Below are 23456 nucleotides of genomic sequence, written 5' to 3'. Positions count from 1 at the left end.
GGCTGCTCGAGGCTCGTGGGGGTCGGGCGTGGGCGCCACGACACGAGAGGCACACCCTCGTGCTCGACCGTGAGCTCGAGGTCGCTGGGGTCGAGGTCGCCGAGGTCGCTGCGTCCGGGGTCGCCGGGGTCGCCGGGGTCGCCGGGGTCGAGCGTGCCGGTGCGGTCGAGCACGACCGTCGCGACGTAGGGCGCACCGGGGGCGAGGTCGACCAGGACGTCGTGGACGACCTCCGCCCCCAGGCGCAGGACGACACGTGCACCGGACCGGACCGCTGTCACCGCAGCCGCGACGCGCACGCGGGCCGCGGGACCGGTGGTCTCGACGTCGAGCCTGACCGCGGCGTCCAGGGTCGCCTGGTGCACAGGGCCGGTGTCCTGGATGGGGTACCAGTACTGGGAGAAGACCTTGGTCTCGCCGGGGCGCAGGAACGCGAAGTCGGGCTGGTTGTCCGTGAACACCCCGGCCATGAGCTCGACGTACGGCCCGTTCGAGTCCGTGAGGTGAGCGTTCCAGGCGTGCCCGAACGCGGCGTCCCCCCACGTCCACATCTTCTTGCCCGGGGACACCCTGTGGTCTGCCCAGTGCACGAACCCCGCGCCGATGCCGTGGTCGTAGCCGCCGAAGAAGTCGTCCTGGGACCCCAGGCACATGTACGACGTCGGCACCGGGATGTTCCGGTACCAGTCGAGGCGGTCGCCGTCAGGGCGCTCCGGGGTGCGCCGGGACGGGTAGTCGACGCCGTAGTAGCGACCTTCGGCCACGGGGAACGAGGTGACCGCGCGCTTGGCGTGGTCCGCGACGACGTGCACGTCGGTCGGGAAGAACGCCTGGTAGTCCTCGTTCACGGCAGCAGCGACGCTCGCCCACCAGAGGAAGGTCTGCACGTCGTCCGTGCGGTTGACGAGCTGCGCCCGCAGCTCGACCAGCGCGCTGCCGGGCGCCAGCCGCACGCCGTGCATACCCTGCATCCGCGCGAAGGGGTCGTGGTCCGAGCACCAGACGACGACAGAGCCGTCGTCCTCGTGCTCGATGGTCGACTCGGTCGGCAGGTAGGTCGCGGGCCTGTGGTGCTGAGGCCAGTTGAGCTCGACGCCGCCGGACACCCAGGGGCCGAGGAGCCCCACGAGCGCAGGCTTGAGGACGTCGTTGCGGTAGAAGAAGTCGTAGCCGCGCGTCTTGTCGTGGCCGACGTGGATCCGTCCGCCGAGCTCGGGCAGCAGCATGAGACGCACGTAGTCGTTCTCGAGGTGGATCGCGTCCCACGAGCGCGGGACCTTCTCGAGCGAGACCCCCTCGACGAAAGGCATCGGGTACACGGCCCCGGACGAGCCCTGGTAGACCCGCCGGTCGAGGTACGCGGGATATGGGCTCGGGTCGTCGGGCTCGTAGGTGTCGATCACCACGGGCTCACGCCAGGCGCGGACCTGGAGACCTGCGAGGGCGGCGGGAGCTGGTGGGAGGACGATCCGCGACTCTTCGGTGAGCATCCACCGACCGTACGGGTGGTTGACCGGCCCGACGATAGACGTTTCACTGCACCATATGGACGGATCGACTGCCGAGGACCTGCTGGCACCCCGGCGTGACGGCTTTGCCGGGCAACGGATGCTGGTGACCCCACGGTCTGCGGTGCGGGCGTCGCTGAGCCTGCCGGTCACAGGCCGGCTCCTCGTCACCGAGGCCGGGGTGTTCCCGCACGCGTCCCGGCACGGGCGCTCGCGGCCCGGCGGGGCGGAGCAGCACATCCTCCTCGTGTGCACCGACGGAGCCGGCTGGTGCCGGGCCGGGGCCGGGGCCGGGGCCGGGGCCGAGCCTGTCAGGCGTGGCGACGCCGTGCTGCTGCTCGCGGGCGCACCGCACGAGTACGGAGCCGACGCCGACGCCCCCTGGACACTCTGGTGGTTCCACGTGCTCGGGACCGACGCCGCCGAGCTCGTGAGGGCAGGGCTCACGACGGCGGGCGGGCCGGTGATCCACCTGCGCGACGCCGCGCCTGTCGCGAGCCTCGTCTCCCAGGTCATCGACAGCCTCGACTCCGGGACCCGGGCCGGGGACCTGCTAGCCAGCGGCGCGGCCTTCCACGCGCTCACCCACGTCGTCGCGACAGGGCGACGGGCACCCGGCCCGGCTCCCAGCCCCGTCGAACGGGCGCTCGCTCATCTGCGGACGACGAGCCCGCGGCGGACCTCGGTCGCCTCGCTCGCGGCGATGGTCGGGCTGAGCACCTCACGCCTCGGGGCGCTGTTCCGTGAGCACGTCGGGGTGTCGCCGATGACGTACCAGTCGCAGCTGCGGATGGCGCGGGCCCGCGAGCTGCTCGACAGCACCGAACTCCCGGTCGCGTCGGTCGGTGCTGCGAGCGGCTACGACGACCCCCTGTACTTCTCGCGGCAGTTCACCCGGACCCACGGGGTGGCACCGAGCGCGTACAGGGCGCGCCAGACCTGAGAGAGGTTGGGCCGGGGGCGGGGGCTGGGTTGACGTGACCAGGCTGGCCGGGCCTGCTGGGCCTGGTCGGGCCTCCCGGGCCGGGCCTGCTGGGCCTGGTCGGGTCTCCCGGGCCGGGCCTGCTGGGCCTGGTCGGGTCTCCCGGGCCGGGCCAGGTCTGCGGCTGGCCGTAGGCGTCGGTGTGGTCAGGTGTGGGACGCCACGGCGGCGCGCAGGGTGTCGCCCGTGAGCCCTGCGGAGAGCAGGAGCGCGAGGAGCACGCGAGCCTTCACGGGTGAGAGCCGGCCCGCCGTGAGCACGCCTCGCTCCACGAGGTCGATCTCTCCGCCCGGGTAGCCGTAGGTGCGCTCAGCGACGGGGCCGGCTCCGGTGCGGCTGGCCAGGAGCACCGGGATGCGCGACGCCGCGGCGGAGACGTTCTCGACGGCTGACGCGGCGACGTGGCCCGCACCCACCCCGGAGAGCACCACCCCGTCATAGCCGGCGTCCGCGAGGCTGGGCAGCATCGCGAGGTCGTCGCCTGAGCCCGTCGAGACGAGTGCGACCCGTGCGGTCGCGCTCTCCGGGGCCGCGAGCGCGGGGCGCCGACGGGGCAGGTGCTCGAGGTGCGCCTGGCCCTCGGCGACGTAGCCGATCGGGCCGAGAGGGTCGGAGGAGAAGGCGTCGACGTGGAAGGTGCTGCGCTTGCTGACCCACCGGGCCGAGTGCACGAGGTCGGCGAACTGCACGAGCACCCCTGCGTCGCGGGCCTGCTCGCTGGCTGCGACGAGAGCCGACGAGACGAGGTTGGCTGGGCCGTCTTCGCCTGCGGCGGCGCGGCTGCGCATCGCGCCGGTGACGACGACGGGCCGGTCTGCGGCCGTACCGAGGAGGTCGAGGGCGAAGGCTGTCTCTTCGATGGTGTCGGTCCCCTGGGAGACCACCACGCCGTCGACGTCGTCCGGGAGCGCGACGACGTACCTGTGCAGGGCCAGGAGGTCGTCAAGGTGCAGAGACGGCGACGGGACGAGGCGCAGCTCGTGCGGGAGGAGCTCGATTCCCGGCACCCAGTGCTCGACCTCCTGCCGGAAGAGGTCGGCGCCGCTCACAGGGACGACGCCGGAGGTCGCGCGGGTCGCCTCCGAGCTGATGGTGCCGCCGAGGGTGATGAGGCTGATGCGTCGCTGGTTCACCGCCCTAGTCTCCCAGCCGTGCGGGCCCAGGGGCCGACCGGAGCCCGACCCCTGGACCTGCGTGTCACGCGACCGTCATGGCTGCCTCCCGGGTGACGGGTCTGGAGCGTCGGGAATGCCGGCGGTGCGAGATGCTGAGCCGCCCAGAGATCCACGGGGTAGCGTTCCCGCATCCCCCGGCGCGTCTCCGGCCCCGGCTGCTCCGACGAGTCGACGTGCAGCCGCTCGGTGCTGGGCGATGCTCGCGAGCAGCAGGCCCGCCACGAGCATCAGGAGAGCCGCGCCTGCGGAGGTGGATGCCTGGGCCCCTGTGGAAGCCAGTGCTCCTGGAGCCGCCTCGTGGGGTGGGGCGGCGGGTGGCACAGGCACGTCGACGACTGTGGTCGTCTCCCCCGGGAGCCTGGGTTCGCCGACGTGGAGGACCTCGCCGTCTGGCCCGGTGAGGGTCTCGACCCAGTAGTAGGTGCCTGGTGCGTCGAAGGTGACCTCGGGCGACTCGTAGGTGCCACCGTGGTAGATGGTCGTGGGGGTCTTCGAGGTGTCGACGACGAGCTCGTCGAGGGCGACGTCGTCACCGGCGTGCTGCCTGTACGCGGCGAAGGTCAGGGTCGACGCGTCGACAACAGGCCCTGAGACATAGGCGACGTCGTGGCTCGGGGATCCGAGGACGCTCTCCGGGACCGCCAGTGTCGTGACGAGCGGTTCGGGTTGCTCGACCACACGGGTGATCTCCGACGGGTCGCCGAGCTCACCCCGGACGATTCGCTCGCTGTCGGGCCCGTAGTAGGTGGCTATCCAGTAGACGTCTCCCCACGGAGCGCCGTCGGGCAGCTCTGCGGTGATGACGCCTGACCTGTACGTCCCGGCCCTGGAGGCCGGGATCTGCTCGGAGGTCCACAGCAGCGTCTCGGGTGACTCTGCGGGTTCCTGCCCCTCGACGAAGGGCCCGTAGGCCTCGAACTCGAGGTAGCCGCCCTCGACCGTCGTGCCGGTGAGGTGAGCGGTGTCCTTGAAGGGTTGTCCGGCGGGGACCTGGGCGTCTGCGTCGGTAACCAACCAGGTCTCGACGTCGGTGGTCCGGTCGGTCGGGACGAAGGCCATCTCCATGCGGTCACCCGGTGAGGTGGTGAAGGCGTCGAGACGGTCGTCACCAGGGAAGCTGGAGACGACCACGTACCAGCCGGCGGCAGTGTTGTCCGCCGCGACCTGGAACTCCCCTCCCGTGCCAACGACGTGGGAGCCGTTCTTGGCCGGGGACGTCGCCACACCCAGGACGGGTGCGGTGCTCAGGTCGAGGTCGTCGGTGGGTTGGGTTGCGAGGGGCCCGTAGGCGGTGTGGGTGATCTCGTCGACGTCCCCGGTCCATCCGCCCAGGCCCTCGAAGTCGCTGTGGTCCTCGGGCAGACCGGAGACGGTGACCAGGTCGTGGATCTGCCCACCCTGGACGACGTTGAAGTCACGGACCATCGTGGAGATCGCGGCGGTGTGGCGGACGGAGGAGGTCTCGTCCTCGATCATGAACGAGGTGCGCACCGACACGGCGATGTAGGGCTGGGAGGCGACAGGCTGGGTGGCCTTGTCCATCTCCCAGACCCAGGTGTAGAAGCCCGGCGCTGAGGCTGAGGCGGCAGCGTCGGTCGACTGCACACCGGCCTCGGAGGCGATCAGGGTCGTGGTGGCCTGGACTGGCGCTGCGCCCGGGGTGGTGTCGACCTGCTCGGTGGGGACCAGGAAGGGTCCGTAGAGGGTCCCGTCCCAGACGGTTTCGACCGGGGTGCCGTCCTGGCGGGCGAGCCACAGGTCACCAGCCGCTGGGGCGAAGGCCACCTCGTCGACGAAGGCCCTGCCCTTCTCGACGAACCTGTCGGCCACGACGGTGGTCACCTCGGGCTGGAACGGCACGACGTGCGTCTCGGCGACGAGACCGAAGTCGTGGGTCGCATCGGCACGCACGTAGACGGCGTTCGGTCCCTGGGCCTCCTTGTCGATGGTCCAGACCCAGGTGTAGTACCCCGAGCCTCTCGCCACGGCCGAAGCAGAGGCGTCCAGGGTCGAGGGGCCGGCGAAGGTGAGCTCGGCGGTCCCGGCGACGGGTGCACCGGCCGGCACGGTGGCGGACTGTGCAGGCGGTGCTGGGTAGGGACCGTAGAGGGTGCCCTGCGCGATCACGGGCACGTGGGTGCCGTTGACCTGGGCCCAGGTGTCCCCGGCTGCTGGGGCGACGGTCACCTGGTCGACCAGGGCGGCGCCCTTGTCGACGAACATCGTGGCGACCTGGGTGCGGATCTCCGGTTGGAAGTCCGCGACGACCTGGAAGGGAGGGCCGGGGACGATCAGCTCTTCCGGGTCGCTGGGGGCGCGAGCACCGTAGGTCAGGGTGTCTTGTACCTCCCCCGTGGCTTTGAATCGGGTGAGGGTTGTGCGCGGTAGCGCTTGGTACGAGTAGTTCCAAGTGACTTCTCCGTTGCCAGTTGCAACCCACTTTAGGGGCATGCGCCCAGATGGGGTCTGACCGTTCCAGACACGCGTTTCGCCGCGGTCGGCGTCGGCGTTTCCGTTGGTGTCGAAGACCGCCGGCCCCGAAAGAGTGACCGTCATCGGGAGCCCGACAAGTGGAGCACCACTGTTGCTCGTAACTGGGCTCGCCCAGATTGTTCCAACCCGAGTACCCGCACCATCCACCCCTCCGGGGGCTGCGGTGTACGGACCGGCCTTGGAAGCAGCCTCGGCGATGTACTGACCAGCGACGTCCTTGACCGACTGAGGCGTGTTGGCGATGATTCGCGCGGTACGGGTCTCGGCAGGAACGCCGTTCGACCCGGTCTCGTGGCGGGTGTGGGTCAGGTAGGCGATGGCGGCTCGGGAGACGTCGGTCCCCACGTGCTCGTAGGCCTGGACGACCCAGGCCAGCTGGGGATCGTCGACGTAGCTGACCGAGACTGCCGGGGCACCCTGCGGGGAGAGGAGCCCGGCACTGATGCACCACGAGAGCCATCCCGCGGCCTCAGCCTCGGCGGTGCCGCCGACAGCACCCAGCCACGTAGTCCCGCGATCCATGACCCCGGTGATGCCCACGCCAGGTCCGATCTCGGCCGGGACGGCCGCCACAGCGGCCGTGACACCCGAGAGGGTCAAGGCCCCGATAGTCGCCGCAGCGACCATCGATAATGCAGTTACCCGCCGTTTTTTGGCAGCACCATGAGACGGTTGACCAAGAGCATTTGCCCTGGTCAGATGCACCTTCCCGCCCATAGGTGCGAGGCGGCGAGGGTGTACATTCAGTCGTGCTTTCACGTGTACTCCTGAGAAAGAACCGATGGAAGCTAGAGAGGTCCCGGGTTGCCCCCCGGGGCCTCTCGCCTGTGTGCGAGTGGTCGTTCCTACTACGTCATGGGGATCCCCCTGTGCGTCGGTGAAGCGTCGCGATCAGCACCAACCTCCGGTCCCCTCCGCACCTGACGTATCACCAGTTCCGCACCACGTACCGGTTTCGGTTTCGGTTTCGTAGGCGCTCTCTGGTGCCGGAGCACTCGGCGCGGGGACCGAGGGTCCCCCACCAGTCGCCGGCGCCTCGGTGCCCCCGCTGATCTTGGGCCGCACCTGCGCCGGGCCGCCTGTATTCGACGACCGTCCGGAGGTATCGGGTCGAGTCGTTGCCTGCTCCTGCGCTCGGCGGGCCTCCTCGGCGGCCTGAGCTGCTTGGGCCGCCTGCTCAGCGGCCACGCGGTCCTGCTCCGCCTGCCACGCGACCTGGGCGTCGACGACGCCTTGTCGCGCGGCGTCGAGAGCATCGGCGTGCAGCGTCAGGTCGGCTGCGGCAGCGGCACGGATCCGCATCTGCTCGACGGCGGAGAGCGTCTCGTCGCCCAGGGCGGGCTCGAGGGCCTCGGCCGAGGCGAGGGCGTCGGAGAGCGTGACGCGGACCGCGTCGTCGAGCACCTGGCCGGCTGTCGCGTCGAGCGTGGCCCGCCCGTCGGCGATCGAGAGCGCGAGCCGCTCGGTCGCCTCGCCCTCGAGACGGGTGGCCTGCTCGAGCTCGAAGGCGTCGACGGCGACGAGCACGAGCCCTGTCGCCGTCTCGACAGCACTGACGTACGTCCTGGCCTGTTCTGCGAGGCCCGTCGCAGCGACGGTTCGCGCCTGCCGGGAACCGCGCGGCAGAGACCACGAGAGCTCGTCGACCCCGGAGGCCACGGCCGCGAGGTCGACACGGACCTGGTCGTCAGCGACCCGTCCATCAGAGCTGGCGAGGACGGTCTCGCTGGTGTCGACAGCTGAGTGGAGCTCGAGGACGACCGTGTGCAGAGCCTCGGTAGCCTCGGCCAGGTCGGACTCGACGCCCGCATCCCACGCCCTGTAGACGAAGATACCGACGAGGACCATCACGACGGCCGCGCTGGCAGCCGCGACGACCACCCGTCGCCGTCGGCGCACGAGGGAAGGTGCACCCTCTGGCACCTGACCGGGCCCGTCCGTCTCGCCAGGCGCCCCGGGCACAGCGGCGTCATCAGGTTCGACGGGCAGGCTGCGTGAGGCAGGAAGGTCGAGAGCGCAGCCCCCGTCGGGCAGGGCGCGCACAGCAGGCAGGGCAGAGCCCTCGGCTCGGTCGGGCAGGGCCAAGCCGCCGGTCTCGTCGGGCAGACGGGGCGCAACAGGCAGGTCCGGCCCCGCAGCCTCGTCGGCCACCGGCGTCACCCCGCTCACGTCTGGCCCCGTGGTGCTGACGGGTGATCGGGGTGTCATGGGTTCTCCTCGGCGGTTGCGCAGTCGACCGTGCTCGCTCGTCCACACCGGGCGAGCGATCAGCAGCAGAGCGCGCAGCGGCGGTCCACGACACAAGAGCACGCGCACTGAGGGCGCTGAGCCGTCAGACCCGTGTGCTCGGACGTGAGACCGCCGCACCACCTCGCAGCCCTGTCGGCCCGTTGTGCGACGAGTGAGCAGATTGACACGGTTGCGGACATCAACCCCAGGCCCAACGTCCCCGGTGTGGACAACCAGCCCGTCCACCCGCCTGGGGACCACCCCCGCGACCGCCACGGCACGGCACGGCACGGCACGGATCACCCACGCAGGTCGGCGAGCCCAGGCCCAACCAGACCCACGGGCCCCGCTCGCCACGACCTCGCAGTTCCCCCTCTCGCTACGACCGCTCGGCTGCAGCACCCTCCCGAACCCCAGACACCCTGGCCGCGCGTACCGACGCGAGCGTCCCGACGAGCGCGACAGCCCCGAACACCCCGAACAGCAGCCGCGCAGACGTCACGAGCGAGTCCCCGCCGAGGGTGACGAGCACACCCGCGAGCGCGGCGCTGAAGGCGCTCGCGATGAGGAGCACGGTGTTGATGCCGGCGGCAGCCTTGGATCCTTCGTCGCTGTCCGTGGTGCTCGCGAAGGCCGCGACGGACAGGTGCGGGAAGGCCAGACCGATGCCGCTCCCGGCGACGAAGAGGACGACGAACCAGCCGGTGACCACGAGACCCGACGGGCCCTCGACCTGGAGCGCTGCGAAGGCGAGCAGCCCCGTCGCGAGGACCGCCGGCCCGGCGACGGTCGCGGCGCGGACGAGCGGCGGACGGGTCGCTCCGGCGCTGACCACCTGGACGACGGACCAGCCGAGAGACAGCGCCGCCCCCAGGAACCCGGCCAGGAACGGGGTCATCGAGCCGGTCTCCTGACCGACGAGCGGGATGAACGCCTCGGTGCCGACACCGAGGGCGAGCACGGCGACGGCGAGGTATACCCAGACCAGCCTGCTTCCGGGGGCGAAGGTCGCGGCCGGCAGGACCGACGTCGAGGAGCGTCTCTCGTGCCTGACGAAGCCCATGACGAGGACCGCGCCGAGCACGAGGGCCGCCACCACGAGCCCACCGACGTCGAAGATCCCCGCGACGCTCACCGAGGCCACGGCGGCACCGAGCAGCACGAGCGACCGTACGGGCAGCGGCTGCCGCTGGGCCGAGCGCTCGAGGCGCGGGATCACGCGGACGACGAGCACCATGTCGAGGGCCGCGACGAGCGCGAGAGCACCGAAGGCCAGGCGCCACGCGTCGAGCTGGGCGAAGAGCCCGCCGACAGCCGGTCCGACGATGTTGCCGACGCCCCACATGGCCGAGACGAGCGCGACCCCCTTGGCCCACAGCCGCTCAGGCAGGGCACGCTGGATGAGCGCGTACCCCAGACCTGCGAGCAGCCCGCCGCCGAGCCCCTGGACCGTGCGGCCGAGGAGCAGCAGGGGCATCGAGGGGGCGAGGGCGCAGACGACCGAGCCGAGCCCGAAGAGGCCGAAGGCCGTGAGGTACGCGGCGACCGAGCCGCGGGTCGCGAGCGTGCGGCTGACGAGCATCGACGTGACGACAGACGCCACCAGGAAAGTCGTCATGGTCCAGGCGTAGAACTGCTCGCCGCCGATGTCGGCGACGATCGTCGGGAGGAGGCTCGTGGTCAGGTACACGGTGCTGGCCTCGAGGAGGACGCCACCGGCGAGGACGAGCGCGACGGGTCCGGACCTGGGGCCGAGGAGCTCGCGCCAGGTCCCGGCAACGAACGGGGCGGGGGGTGTCGTGTTCACGACCGCGACGCTAGGACCTCAACTCCAGTTGAGGTCAAGCGCCCTCCGGAGGGTTCTACGAGGGCCTGTGGCGTCGACCGCCGCAGCACTCACCACGACACCCGCACACACCTCTCGCACCACGCCCCTGACGCCTTTCGTCTCGCCCTACGAGACGTCTGCCTCGGACCGCGACACTCAGTCGCTCTGCAGTCTCCGAGCATGGGAGGGTGTGGGAACAGCGGGAATGCGAAGCCTCGCGCCTGTCAGGGCACCGCTGAGACATCCGAGCACCGGTCCGGCCCACGCCACCGGTGCGCCCGACATCACGAGACGAGGCCCACATGCTGGACAGCCGCGACCGCATCCAGACCACCCACGCCGGCAGCCTGCCGCGCACCCCCGAGCTCATCGCCGCGAACGACGCGCGCCAGCTCGCCGAGGACGGCTTCACCCTCGACCGCACCCCCGAGTTCGACGGCCTGCTCACCTCGGCCGTCGACGACCTCGTCGCCCGCCAGAAGGCTGCCGGCATCACCGTCCCGGGCGACGGCGAGTTCGGCAAGGCCATGACGAGCGCCGTCGACTACGGCGCCTGGTGGTCCTACTCCTTCCAGCGTGTGAGCGGCCTCGAGGTCACCGGGGAAGACATCTTCTCGGCCGAGCCCGTCCGCTCGGGCCCCGGCGACGTCCGACTGACGACCTTCCCGGACCGCCGTGACTGGACGATCTTCCGCGAGGCGTACACCGACCCGACGAGCGGCATCTCGACGGGCAAGGGCGCCACAGCCTTCCCAGCGACGACGGGGAAGCTCGATTACGTGGGCCACGACGCGATCGCCTCCGACATCGCCAACCTCAAGGCCGGCCTCGCGGCGAACGGGCTCACCGAGGGATTCGTCACGAGCCTGTCGCCCGGCAGCGGGTCGCGGATCCCCAACGCGTACTACGCCACGGAGGAAGAGCACATCTGGGCCTGGGCCGACGTCCTGCGCGAGGAGTACAAGGCCATCGTCGACGCCGGGCTGATCCTGCAGATCGACGACCCGTCGATCGCCGAGAACTGGGACCAGATCAACCCCGAGCCGAGCATCGAGGACTACCAGGCCTTCACGCGGATCCGGGTCGAGGCGCTCAACTACGCGCTGCGCGACCTGCCGCAGGAGCAGATCCGCTTCCACCTGTGCTGGGGCAGCTGGCACGGCCCGCACACCACCGACCTCGAGCTGAAGAACATCGTCGACCTCATGCTCGAGATCGACGCCGGCGCGTACTCCTTCGAGGCCGCGAACGCCCGCCACGAGCACGAGTGGAAGGTGTGGCAGGACGTCACGCTGCCCGAGGGCAAGCTCATCCTCCCCGGGATCGTCGGGCACGCGACGAACGTCGTCGAGCACCCCGAGCTCGTCGCCGACCGCATCGAGCGCTTCGCCTCGGTGGTCGGCAAGGAGAACGTCATCGCCTCGACCGACTGCGGGCTCGGCGGGCGCATCCACCCGCAGATCGCCTGGGCCAAGCTCGAGGCGCTCAGCGCCGGCGCAGAGATCGCGACCCAGCGCCTCTGGGGCTGACGAGCCTCCCGAACCCCGGCGAAGGACGCGCCACCCGCAGCGGGGGCGCGTCCTTCGCCGTGCTGGGAGCACGGCCCGCCCGGCTCTGAGGCCGGGCGGGCCCACGAGAGCGTCTCGCTCGAACCCGTCGACCGTCAGTCGGTCGACCCTCCTGCGTCGCTCGCGCCCGAGTACTCCGCGTCGCTGACGTGCTCGAGCCACACGGTCGTCGTCGCCGGGTCGTCGGCGTTCTCGAGGATCGCGACGTGCTCCATGAACGCGTCGGGGGCGGCCGCGTGCCAGTGCTCCTCGCCGGGCGGCGTGTACAGGGTCTGGCCTGGCAGCACCTCGATCACGGTGCCGTCGCGCCCGCCGAACAGCGCACGCCCCTGCGTGACGTGCAGGTACTGTCCGCGGGCGTGAGCGTGCCACGCCGTCCGGGCACCGGGTGCGAAGCGCACCTTCGCGACGACAGCACGCTGCTCGGGGCCGTGCGGGACGGCGATCACATCGAGCCACACGTCTCCGGCGAACTGCTCCGGCGGGTTCTTGGTGGTCGGCGTCTGGGGTTCGATGTTCATCGTGGGGTCCTCTCTCTGCTGGGGTGTCGTGGTGCCGCAGGTCGGGCCTGCGGGCGCGGTCCGCCCGGCGCTGGTGCTCCACCAGGCGGGCTGGGCTGCTCGTCCGAGTCCACACCCGGACCCGGCCGACAACCAGGGCCCTGGCACTACCCCTCTCGCGCCCTGCCGGTCGCGCGACGGCCCCCGTCCCACGCGTAGACGCTCCATCCAGCGGTGCGCCGCACGCCGGACGGGGAGAACTCCCCGGTGCGGGGACGCCGCTGCCGACCTACGCTCGTCGGAGCGCGGTCCGGGGCACGGACGCCACCCGGCGGACTCAGACCGGGCGTGCACCCGTGCCGTGAGAGCGGCTCGGGACCGTGCCCTCCCCAGCCCGTGCACGCGTCACGCGCGGCGAGAGAAGGAGTCACACATGAGCAGCTCGACGGTCCCGGACTGGCCCCTGATCGAGGCCACCACCCGACCCGACGGTTCTGCGGAGGTCGTCATCGCGGGGACCTCCCACCCCATCGACACCACCTCGCTCGAGGACGCACGGGCTGCCATCGTCGCGACGGTCACCGAGACCGCGGTCGAGCTCGGCCGCCCGGTCCGCATGACGGCATCGGGACCCGACGGCCGGTGGCCGCTCGTGGTGCACCCCGACGGGAGCGTGCTGGACGACGACACGGCCTCGAGCCCGCGTGCCCCACGGCGAGCGGCCGCCGTGCCGTCAGCACCCCCGGCTCCGCCCGCGCCCCCTGCTCCTGAGGTCGACGCTGTGCCGCAGCCGACAGCGGGCACCGCGCCCGGTCTGCCGACGGGTCAGCCCGAGCCTGCACAGCCGACGCCCGCTCCTCCGGCACCCGAGCCGGCACCGACCCCCGAGCCCGCGGTCGCCTCCTCGGCGGCACCCGCGCCCTCCCCGTCGGCCGCTCCGCCGGCACCTGCACCGGGCGCACCGAACCCGAGCACGCCGTACCCCAGCGCACCGGAGGCGAGCGCGCCAGACTCGAGCACCTATGGTTCGAACAGCTCTGGCTCGAGCGCCCCGGGCGCACCCTCACCTTCTCCCGCCCCGACGGCCCCCGGCGCCTGGGCGCCCGGCTCCGGGGCTCCCACGTACCCGGGCCAGTCCGCCGCCCCGGTCCTCACCAGCCCGACGGCCCCGCAGCCGCCTGGCCCGCTCCCGCTGAGCAGCACGCTCTCCTCCCTCGCTGCCCCGACCCCGCCGCGCGGGGTCGGCACGCAGCACCAGCCGAGCACCCAGGCAGCACCCGAGACGCGCCGCGAGCGCCGCTCCTTCCTCACCGAGGAGCAGCGTGAGGAGCCCGCGACCCAAGGTGTGCGCGGTCTGCTGACTCGCGCGGGTGTGCGGATGAGCCCGAGCGACGCCGAGCGCGCGGAGCGTGCCGACAGGCTCGCTGTCAGCCAGCACTGGCCTGGTCCGCGGACCATCGCTGTGGTCAACGGCAAGGGTGGGGCGGGCAAGACGCCGACCACGGTGCTGCTCGCCGCGGTCTTCGCGCGCTACGGCGGTGCGGGGGTGCTGACCTGGGACAACAACCAGACCCGCGGCACGCTGGGATGGCGCACCGAGCAGGGTCCGCACGAGGCGACGCTGCTCGACCTCCTCCCCCAGGTCGACCGCCTGCTGAGCACCGGCGCGCAGTCGGCCGACCTCGCGCACTACGTGCACCACCAGACGCGCGACCGTTTCGACGTGCTGCGCTCCAAGCCGATGGCCCTCGCGCAGGACCAGCGGATCGAGCCCGAGGACGTCGACGCGATCCACGCCGTGGCCGCCAAGTACTACAGGCTGATCTTCATCGACTCGGGGAACGACGAGTCCGACCCCATGTGGCGCCGGATGATCCACCACGCCGACCAGATCGTCGTAGCCACGACCACCCGCGACGACCACGCCGAGGCCGGTGCGCTGCTGCTCGAGGGGCTCGCGACGGTCGACGCCAAGGCGGCCGAGCTCGCGCGCAACGCCGTGGTGGTCGTCAGCCAGGCCGACCCCAAGGCCACGACGGCTGACGTGCAGCGTGTGGCGACCGGGTACGGGGACCTGGCGCGCGAGACCGTCACGGTGCCCTTCGACCCGGCGATGGTCGACGGCGTGCTGCGGCACGGGTCGCTGCGTCCTGCGACGCAGCGCGCGTGGCTGGCCGCCGGTGCGGCGGTCGCGCGCGGGCTCTGACGAGCGGGGCGCGGCCGAGCCGGGCCTGGTCGAGCCACGCGCGGCCGAGCCAGACGAGCCTGGCCCGGGTACGACCGGAGCGAGCCTGACCGTGCAGGCCTGGTCGAGCAGGGCCTGAGGGTCAGCCCGGCGCGCCGGCCGTCTCCTCGACGCCCTGCGGCAGGACGCCCGGGATCGCGCCCTGGACCTCGTCGACGATCGCGGACATCGCGCGCTGAGCGGCGGCAGGGTCGCCGAGGGCGACTGCCCGGGCCACGGCCTCGTGCTCAGCGAGGGCTGTCGGGACAGGCGAGGCGGGCATGAGCCCGATGGCCGTGCGCCCCGACAGGACGGCTGCGATCACCTCGGAGAAGGCACCGAAGAGCTCGTTGCCGCTCGAGCGCAGCAGCAGCTCGTGCATGCGGATGTCGAGGGCGAGGAACTCCGCCTCACGTCCCGCACCGGCCTCGCCGAGGAGCCGCATGCGTGCGGCGATGTCGGTGATCTCGCTCCGCACCTCGGCCGAGGCGTGCCGTGCCGCCCCCGCTGCGGCGAGCGGTTCGACGGCGTGCCGCAGCTCGGTGAGGCTGCGCAGCTGTGCGACCCGTCCGGGGCCTGCGAGACGCCAGAGGATGACGCGCGGGTCGAGGACGTTCCAGGCGTCGATCCCGAGCACCACGAGCCCCACGCGACGGCTGGACCTCACCAGCCCCAGGCCCTCGAGCAGCCGCATGACCTCGCGCGCGACGGTCCGGGAGATCCCGAACTCGGCCCCGAGGCCCTGGAGGGTCAGCACGGTCCCGGCGGGGACCTCGCCGCCGGTGATCCGGCGGCCGAGAGTCTCGAGCACAGGGCTGTGGAGGACGTCGGCGGGCACGGCCCAAGACTACGTCCGGGAGACTCCTCCACAGACGAGGGGTTGCAAAGGTGTTATCAATGAGCGATGCTCGGTCGGTGGACATCGACGTCGCCGGCGCGCAGAGCGCAGCCCCAGAGCACAGCACCCCATCCCCCGCCGTCTCGGCCCGCCCCGGCGTCGTCGCCGACGGACCAGCCGCCTCCTCACCCCGCCTGCTCGTGGTCATGGGCGTGGCCGGGTGCGGCAAGACGACCACCGCCGCCCTGCTGGCCGGACGCCTCGGCGCCACCTTCGCTGAGGGAGACGAGTTCCACTCCCCCGCGAACGTGACCAAGATGTCGCTCGGCCACCCGCTGACCGACGACGACCGCTGGCCCTGGCTCCGCGGCATCCGCGACTGGTTGGCCGCCGAGGCACAGGCCGGCCGCAGCGCGGTCGTGCCGTGCAGTTCGCTCAAGCGCAGCTACCGCGACCTCCTCCGCGAGGCGGGGCCCGTCCAGTTCGTGCACCTCACCGGGTCCCGGGAGCTGCTGTCCGAGAGGATCCAGGGCCGGGCAGGGCACTTCATGAAGCCGGAGATGCTCACCTCGCAGCTCAGCACCCTCGAACCCCTCGCCGACGACGAGGCCGGGTTCACGGTCGACATCGCCCCGCGACCGGACGCGATCGTCGACACGATCATCCGGAACCTCGACCTCTGACCCACAGCACCACCGGCCGACGGCACAGCTGCCCCGGTCGTCCCATCCCCCCACGCCACACGTCGACGGAGACACCATGACGCCCGAGGACTGGACACAGACACTCACGGCAGGACCGCTGCTCGGCATCGCCGCAGCATCGATCGCGGTCCTGCTCGTACTCATCATCTGGCTGAAGATGCACGCCTTCGTGGCGCTCGTCCTCGTCAGCCTCATCACCGCCGTCGCGACAGGGATCCCCATCGGGTCCGTCGTGCCGGTCATGACCGGAGGCTTCGGCACCACGCTGGCCAGCGTCGCGCTGCTCGTGGCCCTCGGCGCGATGCTCGGACGACTCGTCGAGACGAGCGGCGGGGCCAAGGTGCTCGCCGACTTTCTCATCGACAAGTTCGGGGAGAAGCGCGCACCCTTCGCGCTCGGGCTCGCCTCGCTGATCTTCGGCTTCCCGATCTTCTTCGACGCGGGCCTCGTGGTCATGCTGCCGATCGTCTTCGCGGTCGCCCGCAGGCTCGGCGGGTCGGTGCTGCTGTACGGGCTCCCCGTCGCCGGTGCGTTCTCGGTCATGCACATCTACGTGCCCCCGCACCCCGGCCCCGTCGCCGCGACCGAGCTGCTCGGCGCGAGCATCGGCACGGTCCTGGCCGTCGGCCTCGTCGTCGCGATCCCGACCTGGTACGTCACCGCGTACCTCTACGGCAAGCTCATGGGCAACCGCATCAACCTGCCCGTCCCGAGCATCCTCGGTGAGGCCGACGAGGGCGCGATCAAGAACCCGCCGTCCTTCGGCACGGTCGTCTCGCTCCTCCTGCTGCCCCTCGTGCTGATCTTCGCCAACACAGGCCTCGACGCCCTGCGCGCCTCGGGCACGGTCGACGGGGACGCCTTCTGGGTCCAGGCGCTCCGCGCCCTCGGCCAGACGCCGATCGCCCTGCTCGTGACCCTCCTCGTCGCCACGTACGTGCTGGGACGCCGCCGCGGTCGCTCAGGCGCAGAGCTCGAGAAGATCGTCGACTCCGCCCTCGGGCCCGTCGCCTCGGTCATCCTCATCACCGGTGCCGGTGGCATGTTCGGCGGGGTGCTCCGCGCCTCCGGCATCGGCGACGCGCTGGCCGACGTCCTCGGCGACCTCGGGGTCCCCGTGATCGTGGCCGGGTTCCTCATCGCCGCGATCCTGCGCGTGGCGCAGGGCTCGGCGACGGTCGCACTCACGACGGCTGCGGGCCTCATCGCCCCGGCCGTCGCCGCCGGCGGCTACAGCTCGATCCAGCTCGCGACCGTGGTGGTCGCCGTCGCCGCTGGGTCTGTCGTGCTGAGCCACGTGAACGACTCGGGCTTCTGGCTCGTCGGGCGGTTCTTCGACATGGACGTCAAGACGACGTTCAAGACCTGGACCGTCATGGAGACTCTCATCGGTCTCATGGGCTTCGCGATCGCGATGGCGATCTTCGCGGTCGTCTGAGTACCGGGTGGGTGCCCTGCGGGGCACCCACCCGTCGCCAGTCCACCTGACCTTCGCACGGCACGCAGGAGGCCGCCGTGCGGTCGAACGTGCAGCAGACCCCTATGACCGCGCGGCCTCGACGACCTTGACGGTGTCGACGAACTGCTCGAAGCGCACGATCAGACCGCCTCGCACCACGAAGTGGTGAGCGACACGGACGGCCAGCGGCCGGCCGGTCCCACGATGGGTCGCGGTGTAGCGAGCCAGCACGACCACGTCATCGCCGTCGACCACGTAGGTGTCGTCGTGGGCGGTCCAGCCGTCCCAGTCACGTCCGAGCACCTCCATGACGTTCGTGGTGACGCCCTCGGGCGTGCGGTAGGTCCCTGCGAGGGGGAAGCCGGCCATCTCCGTCCACTCGACGTCCGGAGCCATCGTCGCCCGGAGCGCGACGAGGTCACCCGCTGCGGAGGCGAGGTATTGACGCCGCACGACGTCGCGGGGCGCGGTCGAGCGGGTCGGGTCGGCACCAGCCGGGCGGTCAGTCGCCTCGTTCAGCCCCATGTCATCTCCCCCTTCGCAACCTTCGGACCCAGCTGAGCAGCGATGAGCATGCCCGCGTCCGGGTAGGCCTCGACGAGCCCAGCCGTCGCGGCGGCGCCGTCGGCCGAGCCTGCGACGATGCGCTCGAAGTCCTGGAGGTACGTGCGCGTGTAGCGCAGCGCGCTCGCGTCGTTCGCCGTCCCTGGGAGCCTGTGCCCGGCGACGACCAGCTCAGGCTCGAGAGCCTCCATCTCGTCCAGCAGGTCGATCCACGCCGCGCGCAGCTCGGGGGTCGCGGTGTCAGCAGTCCAGACGTGCTCCTGCTGGAAGACCAGCACGCCGCCCACGATCGCGCGGTCCCGAGGGCTCCAGAGGTAGTGCCTGTCCTGGAGCAGCTCGTGGCCACCGCGGAGCTCGAGGCGCTCACCGTCGACGGTGATCACGTCATCGTCCAGCGGGGAGATCTCGACGAGGCGCGTCGGGAGATTTGCCCCGAGGGCGGCCCAGGCAGCGAGCTTTCCCTCGTAGGACGCCCCGATGTGCTCGATGACGACAGAGGTCGCGCGCACCTCGACGCCGGGGAAGGCGTCGACGACGACCTCGAGCCCGAAGTAGAAGTCCGGATCGGCGTGGCTGACGAAGACCGTGGTGAGAGTCTTGCCAGAGTCGAGGACCGCGGCGACCAGGCGGTGCCCGTCCGCTCGGGTGAAGCCGGCGTCGACCAGGACGGCCTCGGTCTCGCCCGAGACGAGCACGGCGGACTTGTTCTTCGACCCCGCAGGGAAGTCGAGGTCGAAGACCTCGTAGGTGAGAGACATGGGGTGACCTTTCTCGTGGCGCTCGGCGGTCCCGAGCCTGGCGGCGCGTCGCGCTGCACAGACGGTCCAACAAAGGCTGACCAGTCAGGTATTCCGAGAGTGTCGTGCGTCGCAGGTCACGTCGCCCGGGAGGCAAGGGCCGGAGACCCGAGGGACACCGTCACCTCACGGACCCAGACTCGGCTAGGGCATGGTCGGCAGTGCTGCTGCGGCGCTCTTGCTGAGCGTCTTGATCGCCTCGGCGAAGACTGCAGCCTGATCGGCCGGCAGCACGTCCACGAGATGGCGCTCGATGTTCCGCGCGTGCACGTCGCTCGCCTCGAGAAGCAGCCGCTCACCCTCGGCAGTCAACCCCACGAGCTGCACGCGACGGTCATCCGGCGACACCCTGCGTTCGACGAGACCGCGGGCGACTCCCCGCTGCACCAGACGCGTGGCGCCGCCCGAGGTGAGCACACGCGCCTCGGCGATGTCACGCACCGGGACCCCAGCACCCCCGGCGCGCCCCACCACGAGCAGGAGCTCGAAGAGCGTGTGGTCGAGACCGACACTCTCCTCGAGCGACCGACCGAGGATGTACTCCAGACGGTTGGCCGCCCCGAGCAGGCGCCCGAACACCAAGATCCTGGGGTCGGTCGCCGCCTGGCGCGCCGTCATGAAGCCGCTCGTCTCGTCCACCTCACCAGCCTAGGCGTGCACGCACCGCACGCGCCTGGACAGCCATGACCTCGAGACCCGAGCAGACCTCTGCGGGCGCCCCTCAGTCGTCGTCCCCGACGGCGAGCGCAGCCTGGACGAGGGCGAGGTGGCTCAGGGCCTGCGGCAGGTTGCCGAGGAACTCCCCGGTGCTCTCGTCGATCATCTCGGACCAGATCCCCACGTCGTTGGCCTGCTCGAGCAGCTCGTCCATCCAGACGGCGGCCTCGTCCCGGCGCCCGACGTGGGCGAGGGCGGCGACACCCCAGAAGGCGCAGGCGACGAAGGTCGCCTCTTCCTCGCGCATGCCCGTGTACCTGTAGAGCAGCGGCCCCGCGCCGAGCTCGCGGCGCAGCGCGTCGATGGTCGAGCTCATACGCTCGCCGCGGTCGAAGCCGCTCATGGCGTGCAGCAAGATCGACGCGTCGAGGTCGGTGCTGCCGGGGTACATGACGTACGCACCGAGCTCCTCGGACCAGCACTCGGTCTCGACCCACTCGCGGATGCGCTCGGCCTCGGCCCGCCACCTGTCGGGGACGCCCGGGATCTGCCCGGCCTCGGCGAGGTGCACGGCGCAGGTGAGCGCCTGCCAGCAGCCGAGCTTCGACGTCGTGTAGTGGCGCTCGTCGGTCAGCTCCCACATGCCGGCGTCGAGCCTGTGCCACGCGTCGCAGGCCTCGTCGGCGATCGAGGCGAGCAGCCGGCCGGTCTCGGCGTCGAGCAGGTTGCCCGCGTCGACGTAGCCGCGAACCACCCCGAGCAGGTCGCCGTACACACCGAGCTGGAGCTGCTCGGCGGCGTGGTTGCCGTCGACCACGGGTCCGATCCCCCGCCAGCCGGGGACCTGGGCGAAGGCGTGCTCACCCGGGAGGCTCCCGTCGAGACCGTAGAACACGCGCATGTCGGACTCGCGGAGCGTGGTGAGCGTCCAGCTGATCGCCGCGTGGGTCTCCTCCGTGAGGCCGAAGCCGATGAGGGCGTCGACGGCGTAGGCGGTGTCGCGCAGCCACGAGTAGCGGTAGTCCCAGTTCTTGCCGCCGGCGAGGCTCTCGGGCAGCGACGTGGTCGCCGCCGCGGCGATCGCGCCGGAGGGTGAGTAGATGAGCAGCTTGAGGGCGAGGGCGCTGCGCTGGACGGCCTTGCCCCAGCGTCCGTCGTAGTGGAAGGCCTCGGTCCAGGCGCGCCAGTTGTCGACGGTGCGGTCGACCCCCTCGTCGAGGGCCTCAGGGGTCGGCAGGAGCACGGGCTCGCGGCCCGTGCCCACCAGGCCGACGGTGTGCCGTGACCCTGGCGTGGTGCTGAAGACCCCGGAGATCGACTGGTCGGCCGCGACGCAGGTGGTGTCGCCGAGCAGCCTGACGGCGAGGGTGACGCCGTCGACCCGCAGGACCGGACCGTGCACGGTCTCCTGGACCCACGGCGACGCCGTGGCGAACACCGTGCCAGGGAGGACCTGCCACGCCATCGGTACGGAGCCGGTGAGCCCGTCGACGCGCCGGGCGAGCTCGGTCCACGGCAACCGCCCGGCGACCCCGGTGTTGAGCGAGTCGGTCACGCGGACCGTCCCGGTGGCCGTGGTGAAGGTCGTCTGCAGCACGTTGGTGCCCACGACGTACTGCCGCTGCACCTGGAAGGGCTGGGTCGGGGCGAGCTCGAGACACCCGCCGTCCTGCCCGTCGAGGAGCGAGGCGAAGACGGGCCGCGAGTGCAGGTTCGGCACCGGGAACCAGTCGATGCGGCCGTCGTCCGCGACGAGCGCGACGGTCCGCCCGTCACCGATCGCCGCGTAGGTGCGCAGCGGCGCGTAGCCGTCGGTGCGGGTGGCCGGGGCACGCGGCTCGTCGCGGTCCCGGTGGCCGGAGCCCTCGACGTTGTCGCCGGCGTCGCCGTCGAGGTTGCCTAGAGTGCCCTGCTCGGTCATCGGGCACCTCCGCAGGTTCCGGTGCCTGTCGCGGGCGAGACGTCGTGCAGCATGGGGCTCCGTCCCAGAGTGAGAAAAGAGCCTGCGCGCGTCTGCGCGAGGCTCTCTCTCATCGTCAGGTCGGGGCGGTCGAGCCGCAACCGGCGGGGTGAGGTGCGGGTGCGGGTGCGTGCCGCGCGTCACCGGGGTGGTCGTGACCGGCCTGGTCGTGACCGGTCTGGTCGGCACCGGGCGGACGGTCCGAGGGCCGGGCGTGCGAGGGCAGGGGGTGCGAGGGCGGGGAGTGCGAGACCTCAGGCGAGGACGGAGTCGCCGTCCCGGTCGCGGCCTGCTGCGCCCGTGCGCGCGGGGCGCGCCTCGGGGGCCGCCAGCAGGTGGTGACGACGCGCCCACATCTCGAAGACGAGGGTCATGAGCGGGGGCACGCTCGCCGCGAGCGCGACGAAGGCGACCTTCCACGACCACCGGAGCCTCACGGCGGCGACGAGGGCGACGACCACGTAGAGCACGAACACTCCCCCGTGCAGGCGACCGAACAGCCAGACGCCCTGGTCGGTGGTCTCCGTGACGTACTTGAGGAACATCCCGACGAGCAGGCCGGCCCAGGTGAAGGCCTCGACGAGGGCGACGACGGAGAAGACTCGTCCGACGGTGGACGGGCGGGGGGAAGTCATGGAGGGAGTCCTGTTCGTGGGGGTCGGCGACGACCGGGCGGGCAGGTGCGGGCAGGGGGTGCGTGCGCATCCTACGGGCGAGGGCTGGGAGGTCGTGGGGAGCCGCGACAGGTTGACGCGTGACCTGGCGCGCGGGTGATACTCGGGGCATGGAGATCGAGTACGACGACGACCCTCGCCGTGTGCAGCGCGACGTGGTGCGGCGCTGGCTGTCGACAGAGGCCTACTGGGGCCGGTGGCGCGGCGACGCTGACATCGACGCGTCGCTCGACGGGTCGTGGCGCGTCGTCGGGGCCTACCGCACCGACACGGGTGAGCTGGTCGGCTGCGCACGCGCGGTGTCCGACGGGGTCGGCTTCGCCTACCTCGCCGACGTGTTCGTCGTGGCCGAGGCCCGGGGTCACGGCGTCGGGACGGGACTGGTCCGGACGATGATCGACGAGGGCCCGGGCGCCCTCTTCCGCTGGACCCTGTTCACAGCCGACGCGCACGGGCTCTACGCGAAGCACGGGTTCGGACCGGCTGACGAGACGGCGATGGTGCGCCCGGCGGGCGACCTCGTCGGGCGGTGAGGCGGCTCGTGTCTGCTGCCTGAGCCGCTCGGGTCCCCGGCTGAGCCGTCACGCCCCTCGGGCGTCACACAGGCCGGCGACGCCTCCGGAGCGCGACCGTCACGACCAGCGGCCACAGCGACTGCGCCCCCGCGACGAGGCGTTCGGTCAACCCGGTGAGGGCGCCGTCGTCGGGTGTCACCTGCTGGAGCTCGGCGACGAAGACCCCGACGAGGGCGAGCAGGACGACCGAGACCGGGACGGCGACCTTCGCCGACAGCACGCCCTGCCCCCCACGGCGGGCCGCGAGCGCCGGCCACAGCCCGAGAGCCCCGAAGCCGACGGCCGCCGAGATGCCGTGCAGCTGGGAGTGGGTGTCGGAGGGGAACATCGCGACGGCGAAGGTCGCCAGACCGCCAAGCACGAGGAACACCCGGCCCGCCACCGGGACCTCCCGCAGGCCCGAGGCCGTGACGCAGTGCGCGACGCCGGTCACCGCGAGCCCTGCACCCATGACCCAGGGCGCGACCATGCCTGCTGTCGCGAGGTCGCTGATGGTGTCGCGGACCGGGTCGAAGGACGGCTGGAGCGCCTGCGACAGGGTCCACCCGCCGATCATGGCGACGGGTGCGACGACCGACGAGACGAGGGCCCACCACGGTGGACGGTGGTCGTCAGGGAGCGCGTGACGGACGGAGGACGAGGTCGCGCGAGGGGAGCCGGAGGTCATCGGACCACTATCAGCACCCACGCCCCACCCCGCGACCCCAGGCAGCACCTTCAC

At 71.7% G+C, this 23456-nt stretch carries 19 protein-coding genes; 6 read left to right on the top strand and 13 right to left on the bottom strand.

The annotated features are described in order from the left end of the window. Positions 1-1490, bottom strand: a 1490-nt coding sequence (locus tag HZZ10_RS16745) for a DUF5107 domain-containing protein (RefSeq protein WP_179914377.1), incomplete at its 3' end; no start/stop codon positions are given. A 55-nt stretch (positions 1491-1545) separates the two neighbouring features. On the opposite strand from HZZ10_RS16745, the gene HZZ10_RS16740 reads away from it, so the two are divergent. Further along, positions 1546-2451 (top strand): helix-turn-helix domain-containing protein, encoded by a 906-nt coding sequence (locus tag HZZ10_RS16740; RefSeq protein WP_179914376.1) that lies wholly within the window; start codon positions 1546-1548, stop codon positions 2449-2451. A 185-nt stretch (positions 2452-2636) separates the two neighbouring features. On the opposite strand, the gene HZZ10_RS16735 is transcribed toward HZZ10_RS16740, so the two are convergent. The 4 genes from HZZ10_RS16735 to HZZ10_RS16720 form a co-directional block, all read right to left on the bottom strand. Next, positions 2637-3623, bottom strand: coding sequence for an asparaginase (locus HZZ10_RS16735; protein ID WP_179914375.1), 987 nt, complete (start codon positions 3621-3623; stop codon positions 2637-2639). 75 nt (positions 3624-3698) lie between these two features. Further along, positions 3699-6758: a protein kinase family protein gene (locus tag HZZ10_RS16730; protein ID WP_179914374.1), complete on the bottom strand. Its 3060-nt coding sequence runs from the start codon at positions 6756-6758 to the stop codon at positions 3699-3701. Positions 6759-7049: 291 nt separating this feature from the next. Beyond that, positions 7050-8366, bottom strand: a complete 1317-nt coding sequence (locus HZZ10_RS16725) for a hypothetical protein (RefSeq protein WP_179914373.1) — start codon at positions 8364-8366, stop codon at positions 7050-7052. A gap of 400 nt (positions 8367-8766) precedes the next feature. Next, the gene (locus tag HZZ10_RS16720; RefSeq protein WP_179914372.1) at positions 8767-10194 is read right to left on the bottom strand and encodes an MFS transporter; all 1428 of its coding nucleotides are present in this window, start codon (positions 10192-10194) and stop codon (positions 8767-8769) included. A 323-nt stretch (positions 10195-10517) separates the two neighbouring features. On the opposite strand from HZZ10_RS16720, the gene HZZ10_RS16715 reads away from it, so the two are divergent. Beyond that, a complete protein-coding gene (locus HZZ10_RS16715) occupies positions 10518-11744 on the top strand; it encodes a cobalamin-independent methionine synthase II family protein (protein ID WP_179914371.1) in 1227 nt (408 codons plus the stop codon). 134 nt (positions 11745-11878) lie between these two features. Here HZZ10_RS16715 and HZZ10_RS16710 read toward each other — a convergent pair whose 3' ends face one another. Further along, a complete protein-coding gene (locus HZZ10_RS16710; RefSeq protein ID WP_179914370.1) occupies positions 11879-12304 on the bottom strand; it encodes a (R)-mandelonitrile lyase in 426 nt (141 codons plus the stop codon). A gap of 412 nt (positions 12305-12716) precedes the next feature. Between HZZ10_RS16710 and HZZ10_RS19690 the strand changes: the two genes are divergently transcribed. Then, positions 12717-14489: an AAA family ATPase gene (locus tag HZZ10_RS19690; RefSeq protein ID WP_228087742.1), complete on the top strand. Its 1773-nt coding sequence runs from the start codon at positions 12717-12719 to the stop codon at positions 14487-14489. A gap of 121 nt (positions 14490-14610) precedes the next feature. Here the strand turns inward: HZZ10_RS19690 and HZZ10_RS20110 are convergent, their stop codons facing one another. Next, entirely contained in the window at positions 14611-15345 is a 735-nt protein-coding gene (locus tag HZZ10_RS20110; protein WP_179914369.1) for a FadR/GntR family transcriptional regulator, read from the bottom strand. A 206-nt stretch (positions 15346-15551) separates the two neighbouring features. Between HZZ10_RS20110 and HZZ10_RS16695 the strand changes: the two genes are divergently transcribed. Beyond that, the gene (locus tag HZZ10_RS16695) at positions 15552-16028 is read left to right on the top strand and encodes a gluconokinase (protein WP_056136280.1); all 477 of its coding nucleotides are present in this window, start codon (positions 15552-15554) and stop codon (positions 16026-16028) included. Between the two features lie 76 nt (positions 16029-16104). Next, positions 16105-17487, top strand: coding sequence for a GntP family permease (locus HZZ10_RS16690; RefSeq protein WP_179914368.1), 1383 nt, complete (start codon positions 16105-16107; stop codon positions 17485-17487). A 102-nt stretch (positions 17488-17589) separates the two neighbouring features. Here the strand turns inward: HZZ10_RS16690 and HZZ10_RS16685 are convergent, their stop codons facing one another. From HZZ10_RS16685 to HZZ10_RS16665, 5 genes are all read right to left on the bottom strand, one after another. Then, complete coding sequence (locus HZZ10_RS16685; protein WP_179914367.1) at positions 17590-18033, bottom strand: nuclear transport factor 2 family protein; 444 nt, start codon at positions 18031-18033, stop codon at positions 17590-17592. Then, entirely contained in the window at positions 18024-18830 is an 807-nt protein-coding gene (locus HZZ10_RS16680) for an MBL fold metallo-hydrolase (protein WP_179914366.1), read from the bottom strand. The genes HZZ10_RS16685 and HZZ10_RS16680 overlap by 10 nt, the downstream gene beginning before the upstream one ends. Positions 18831-19013: 183 nt before the next feature. Then, a complete protein-coding gene (locus HZZ10_RS16675; RefSeq protein WP_218928900.1) occupies positions 19014-19508 on the bottom strand; it encodes a MarR family winged helix-turn-helix transcriptional regulator in 495 nt (164 codons plus the stop codon). 82 nt (positions 19509-19590) lie between these two features. Then, on the bottom strand, positions 19591-21447 hold the full coding sequence (locus HZZ10_RS16670; RefSeq protein ID WP_228087741.1) for a glycoside hydrolase family 15 protein: 1857 nt from the start codon (positions 21445-21447) through the stop codon (positions 19591-19593). A gap of 293 nt (positions 21448-21740) precedes the next feature. After that, on the bottom strand, positions 21741-22121 hold the full coding sequence (locus tag HZZ10_RS16665; protein ID WP_179914365.1) for a DUF3817 domain-containing protein: 381 nt from the start codon (positions 22119-22121) through the stop codon (positions 21741-21743). A gap of 149 nt (positions 22122-22270) precedes the next feature. Here HZZ10_RS16665 and HZZ10_RS16660 point away from each other — a divergent pair, with 149 nt between their 5' ends. Next, positions 22271-22693 carry a GNAT family N-acetyltransferase gene (locus tag HZZ10_RS16660; RefSeq protein WP_179914364.1) on the top strand — a complete coding sequence of 141 codons (423 nt, stop codon included), beginning with the start codon at positions 22271-22273 and terminating at the stop codon, positions 22691-22693. 64 nt (positions 22694-22757) lie between these two features. On the opposite strand, the gene HZZ10_RS16655 is transcribed toward HZZ10_RS16660, so the two are convergent. Further along, the gene (locus HZZ10_RS16655) at positions 22758-23402 is read right to left on the bottom strand and encodes a DUF998 domain-containing protein (RefSeq protein WP_179914363.1); all 645 of its coding nucleotides are present in this window, start codon (positions 23400-23402) and stop codon (positions 22758-22760) included. Between the last annotated feature and the right edge of the window lie 54 nt (positions 23403-23456).

The sequence above is a fragment of the Sanguibacter inulinus genome, assembly GCF_013415325.1.
In the GTDB taxonomy this organism is placed as follows: Bacteria; Actinomycetota; Actinomycetes; order Actinomycetales; family Cellulomonadaceae; genus Sanguibacter; species Sanguibacter inulinus.
The sequence above is the reverse complement of the archived record's forward strand: the minus strand, read 5'-3'. Positions and strand labels throughout refer to the sequence as shown.

Excerpts from the sequence above, each read along its gene's own strand:
- HZZ10_RS16740 (WP_179914376.1), top strand. The coding sequence starts at position 1,546 with ATGGACGGATCGACTGCCGAGGACCTGCTGGCACCCCGGCGTGACGGC.
- HZZ10_RS16725 (WP_179914373.1), bottom strand. The coding sequence starts at position 8,366 with ATGACACCCCGATCACCCGTCAGCACCACGGGGCCAGACGTGAGCGGG.
- HZZ10_RS16715 (WP_179914371.1), top strand. The coding sequence starts at position 10,518 with ATGCTGGACAGCCGCGACCGCATCCAGACCACCCACGCCGGCAGCCTG.
- HZZ10_RS16710 (WP_179914370.1), bottom strand. The coding sequence starts at position 12,304 with ATGAACATCGAACCCCAGACGCCGACCACCAAGAACCCGCCGGAGCAG.
- HZZ10_RS19690 (WP_228087742.1), top strand. The coding sequence starts at position 12,717 with ATGAGCAGCTCGACGGTCCCGGACTGGCCCCTGATCGAGGCCACCACC.
- HZZ10_RS16695 (WP_056136280.1), top strand. The coding sequence starts at position 15,552 with ATGGGCGTGGCCGGGTGCGGCAAGACGACCACCGCCGCCCTGCTGGCC.
- HZZ10_RS16690 (WP_179914368.1), top strand. The coding sequence starts at position 16,105 with ATGACGCCCGAGGACTGGACACAGACACTCACGGCAGGACCGCTGCTC.
- HZZ10_RS16685 (WP_179914367.1), bottom strand. The coding sequence starts at position 18,033 with ATGGGGCTGAACGAGGCGACTGACCGCCCGGCTGGTGCCGACCCGACC.
- HZZ10_RS16680 (WP_179914366.1), bottom strand. The coding sequence starts at position 18,830 with ATGTCTCTCACCTACGAGGTCTTCGACCTCGACTTCCCTGCGGGGTCG.
- HZZ10_RS16670 (WP_228087741.1), bottom strand. The coding sequence starts at position 21,447 with ATGACCGAGCAGGGCACTCTAGGCAACCTCGACGGCGACGCCGGCGAC.
- HZZ10_RS16665 (WP_179914365.1), bottom strand. The coding sequence starts at position 22,121 with ATGACTTCCCCCCGCCCGTCCACCGTCGGACGAGTCTTCTCCGTCGTC.
- HZZ10_RS16660 (WP_179914364.1), top strand. The coding sequence starts at position 22,271 with ATGGAGATCGAGTACGACGACGACCCTCGCCGTGTGCAGCGCGACGTG.
- HZZ10_RS16655 (WP_179914363.1), bottom strand. The coding sequence starts at position 23,402 with ATGACCTCCGGCTCCCCTCGCGCGACCTCGTCCTCCGTCCGTCACGCG.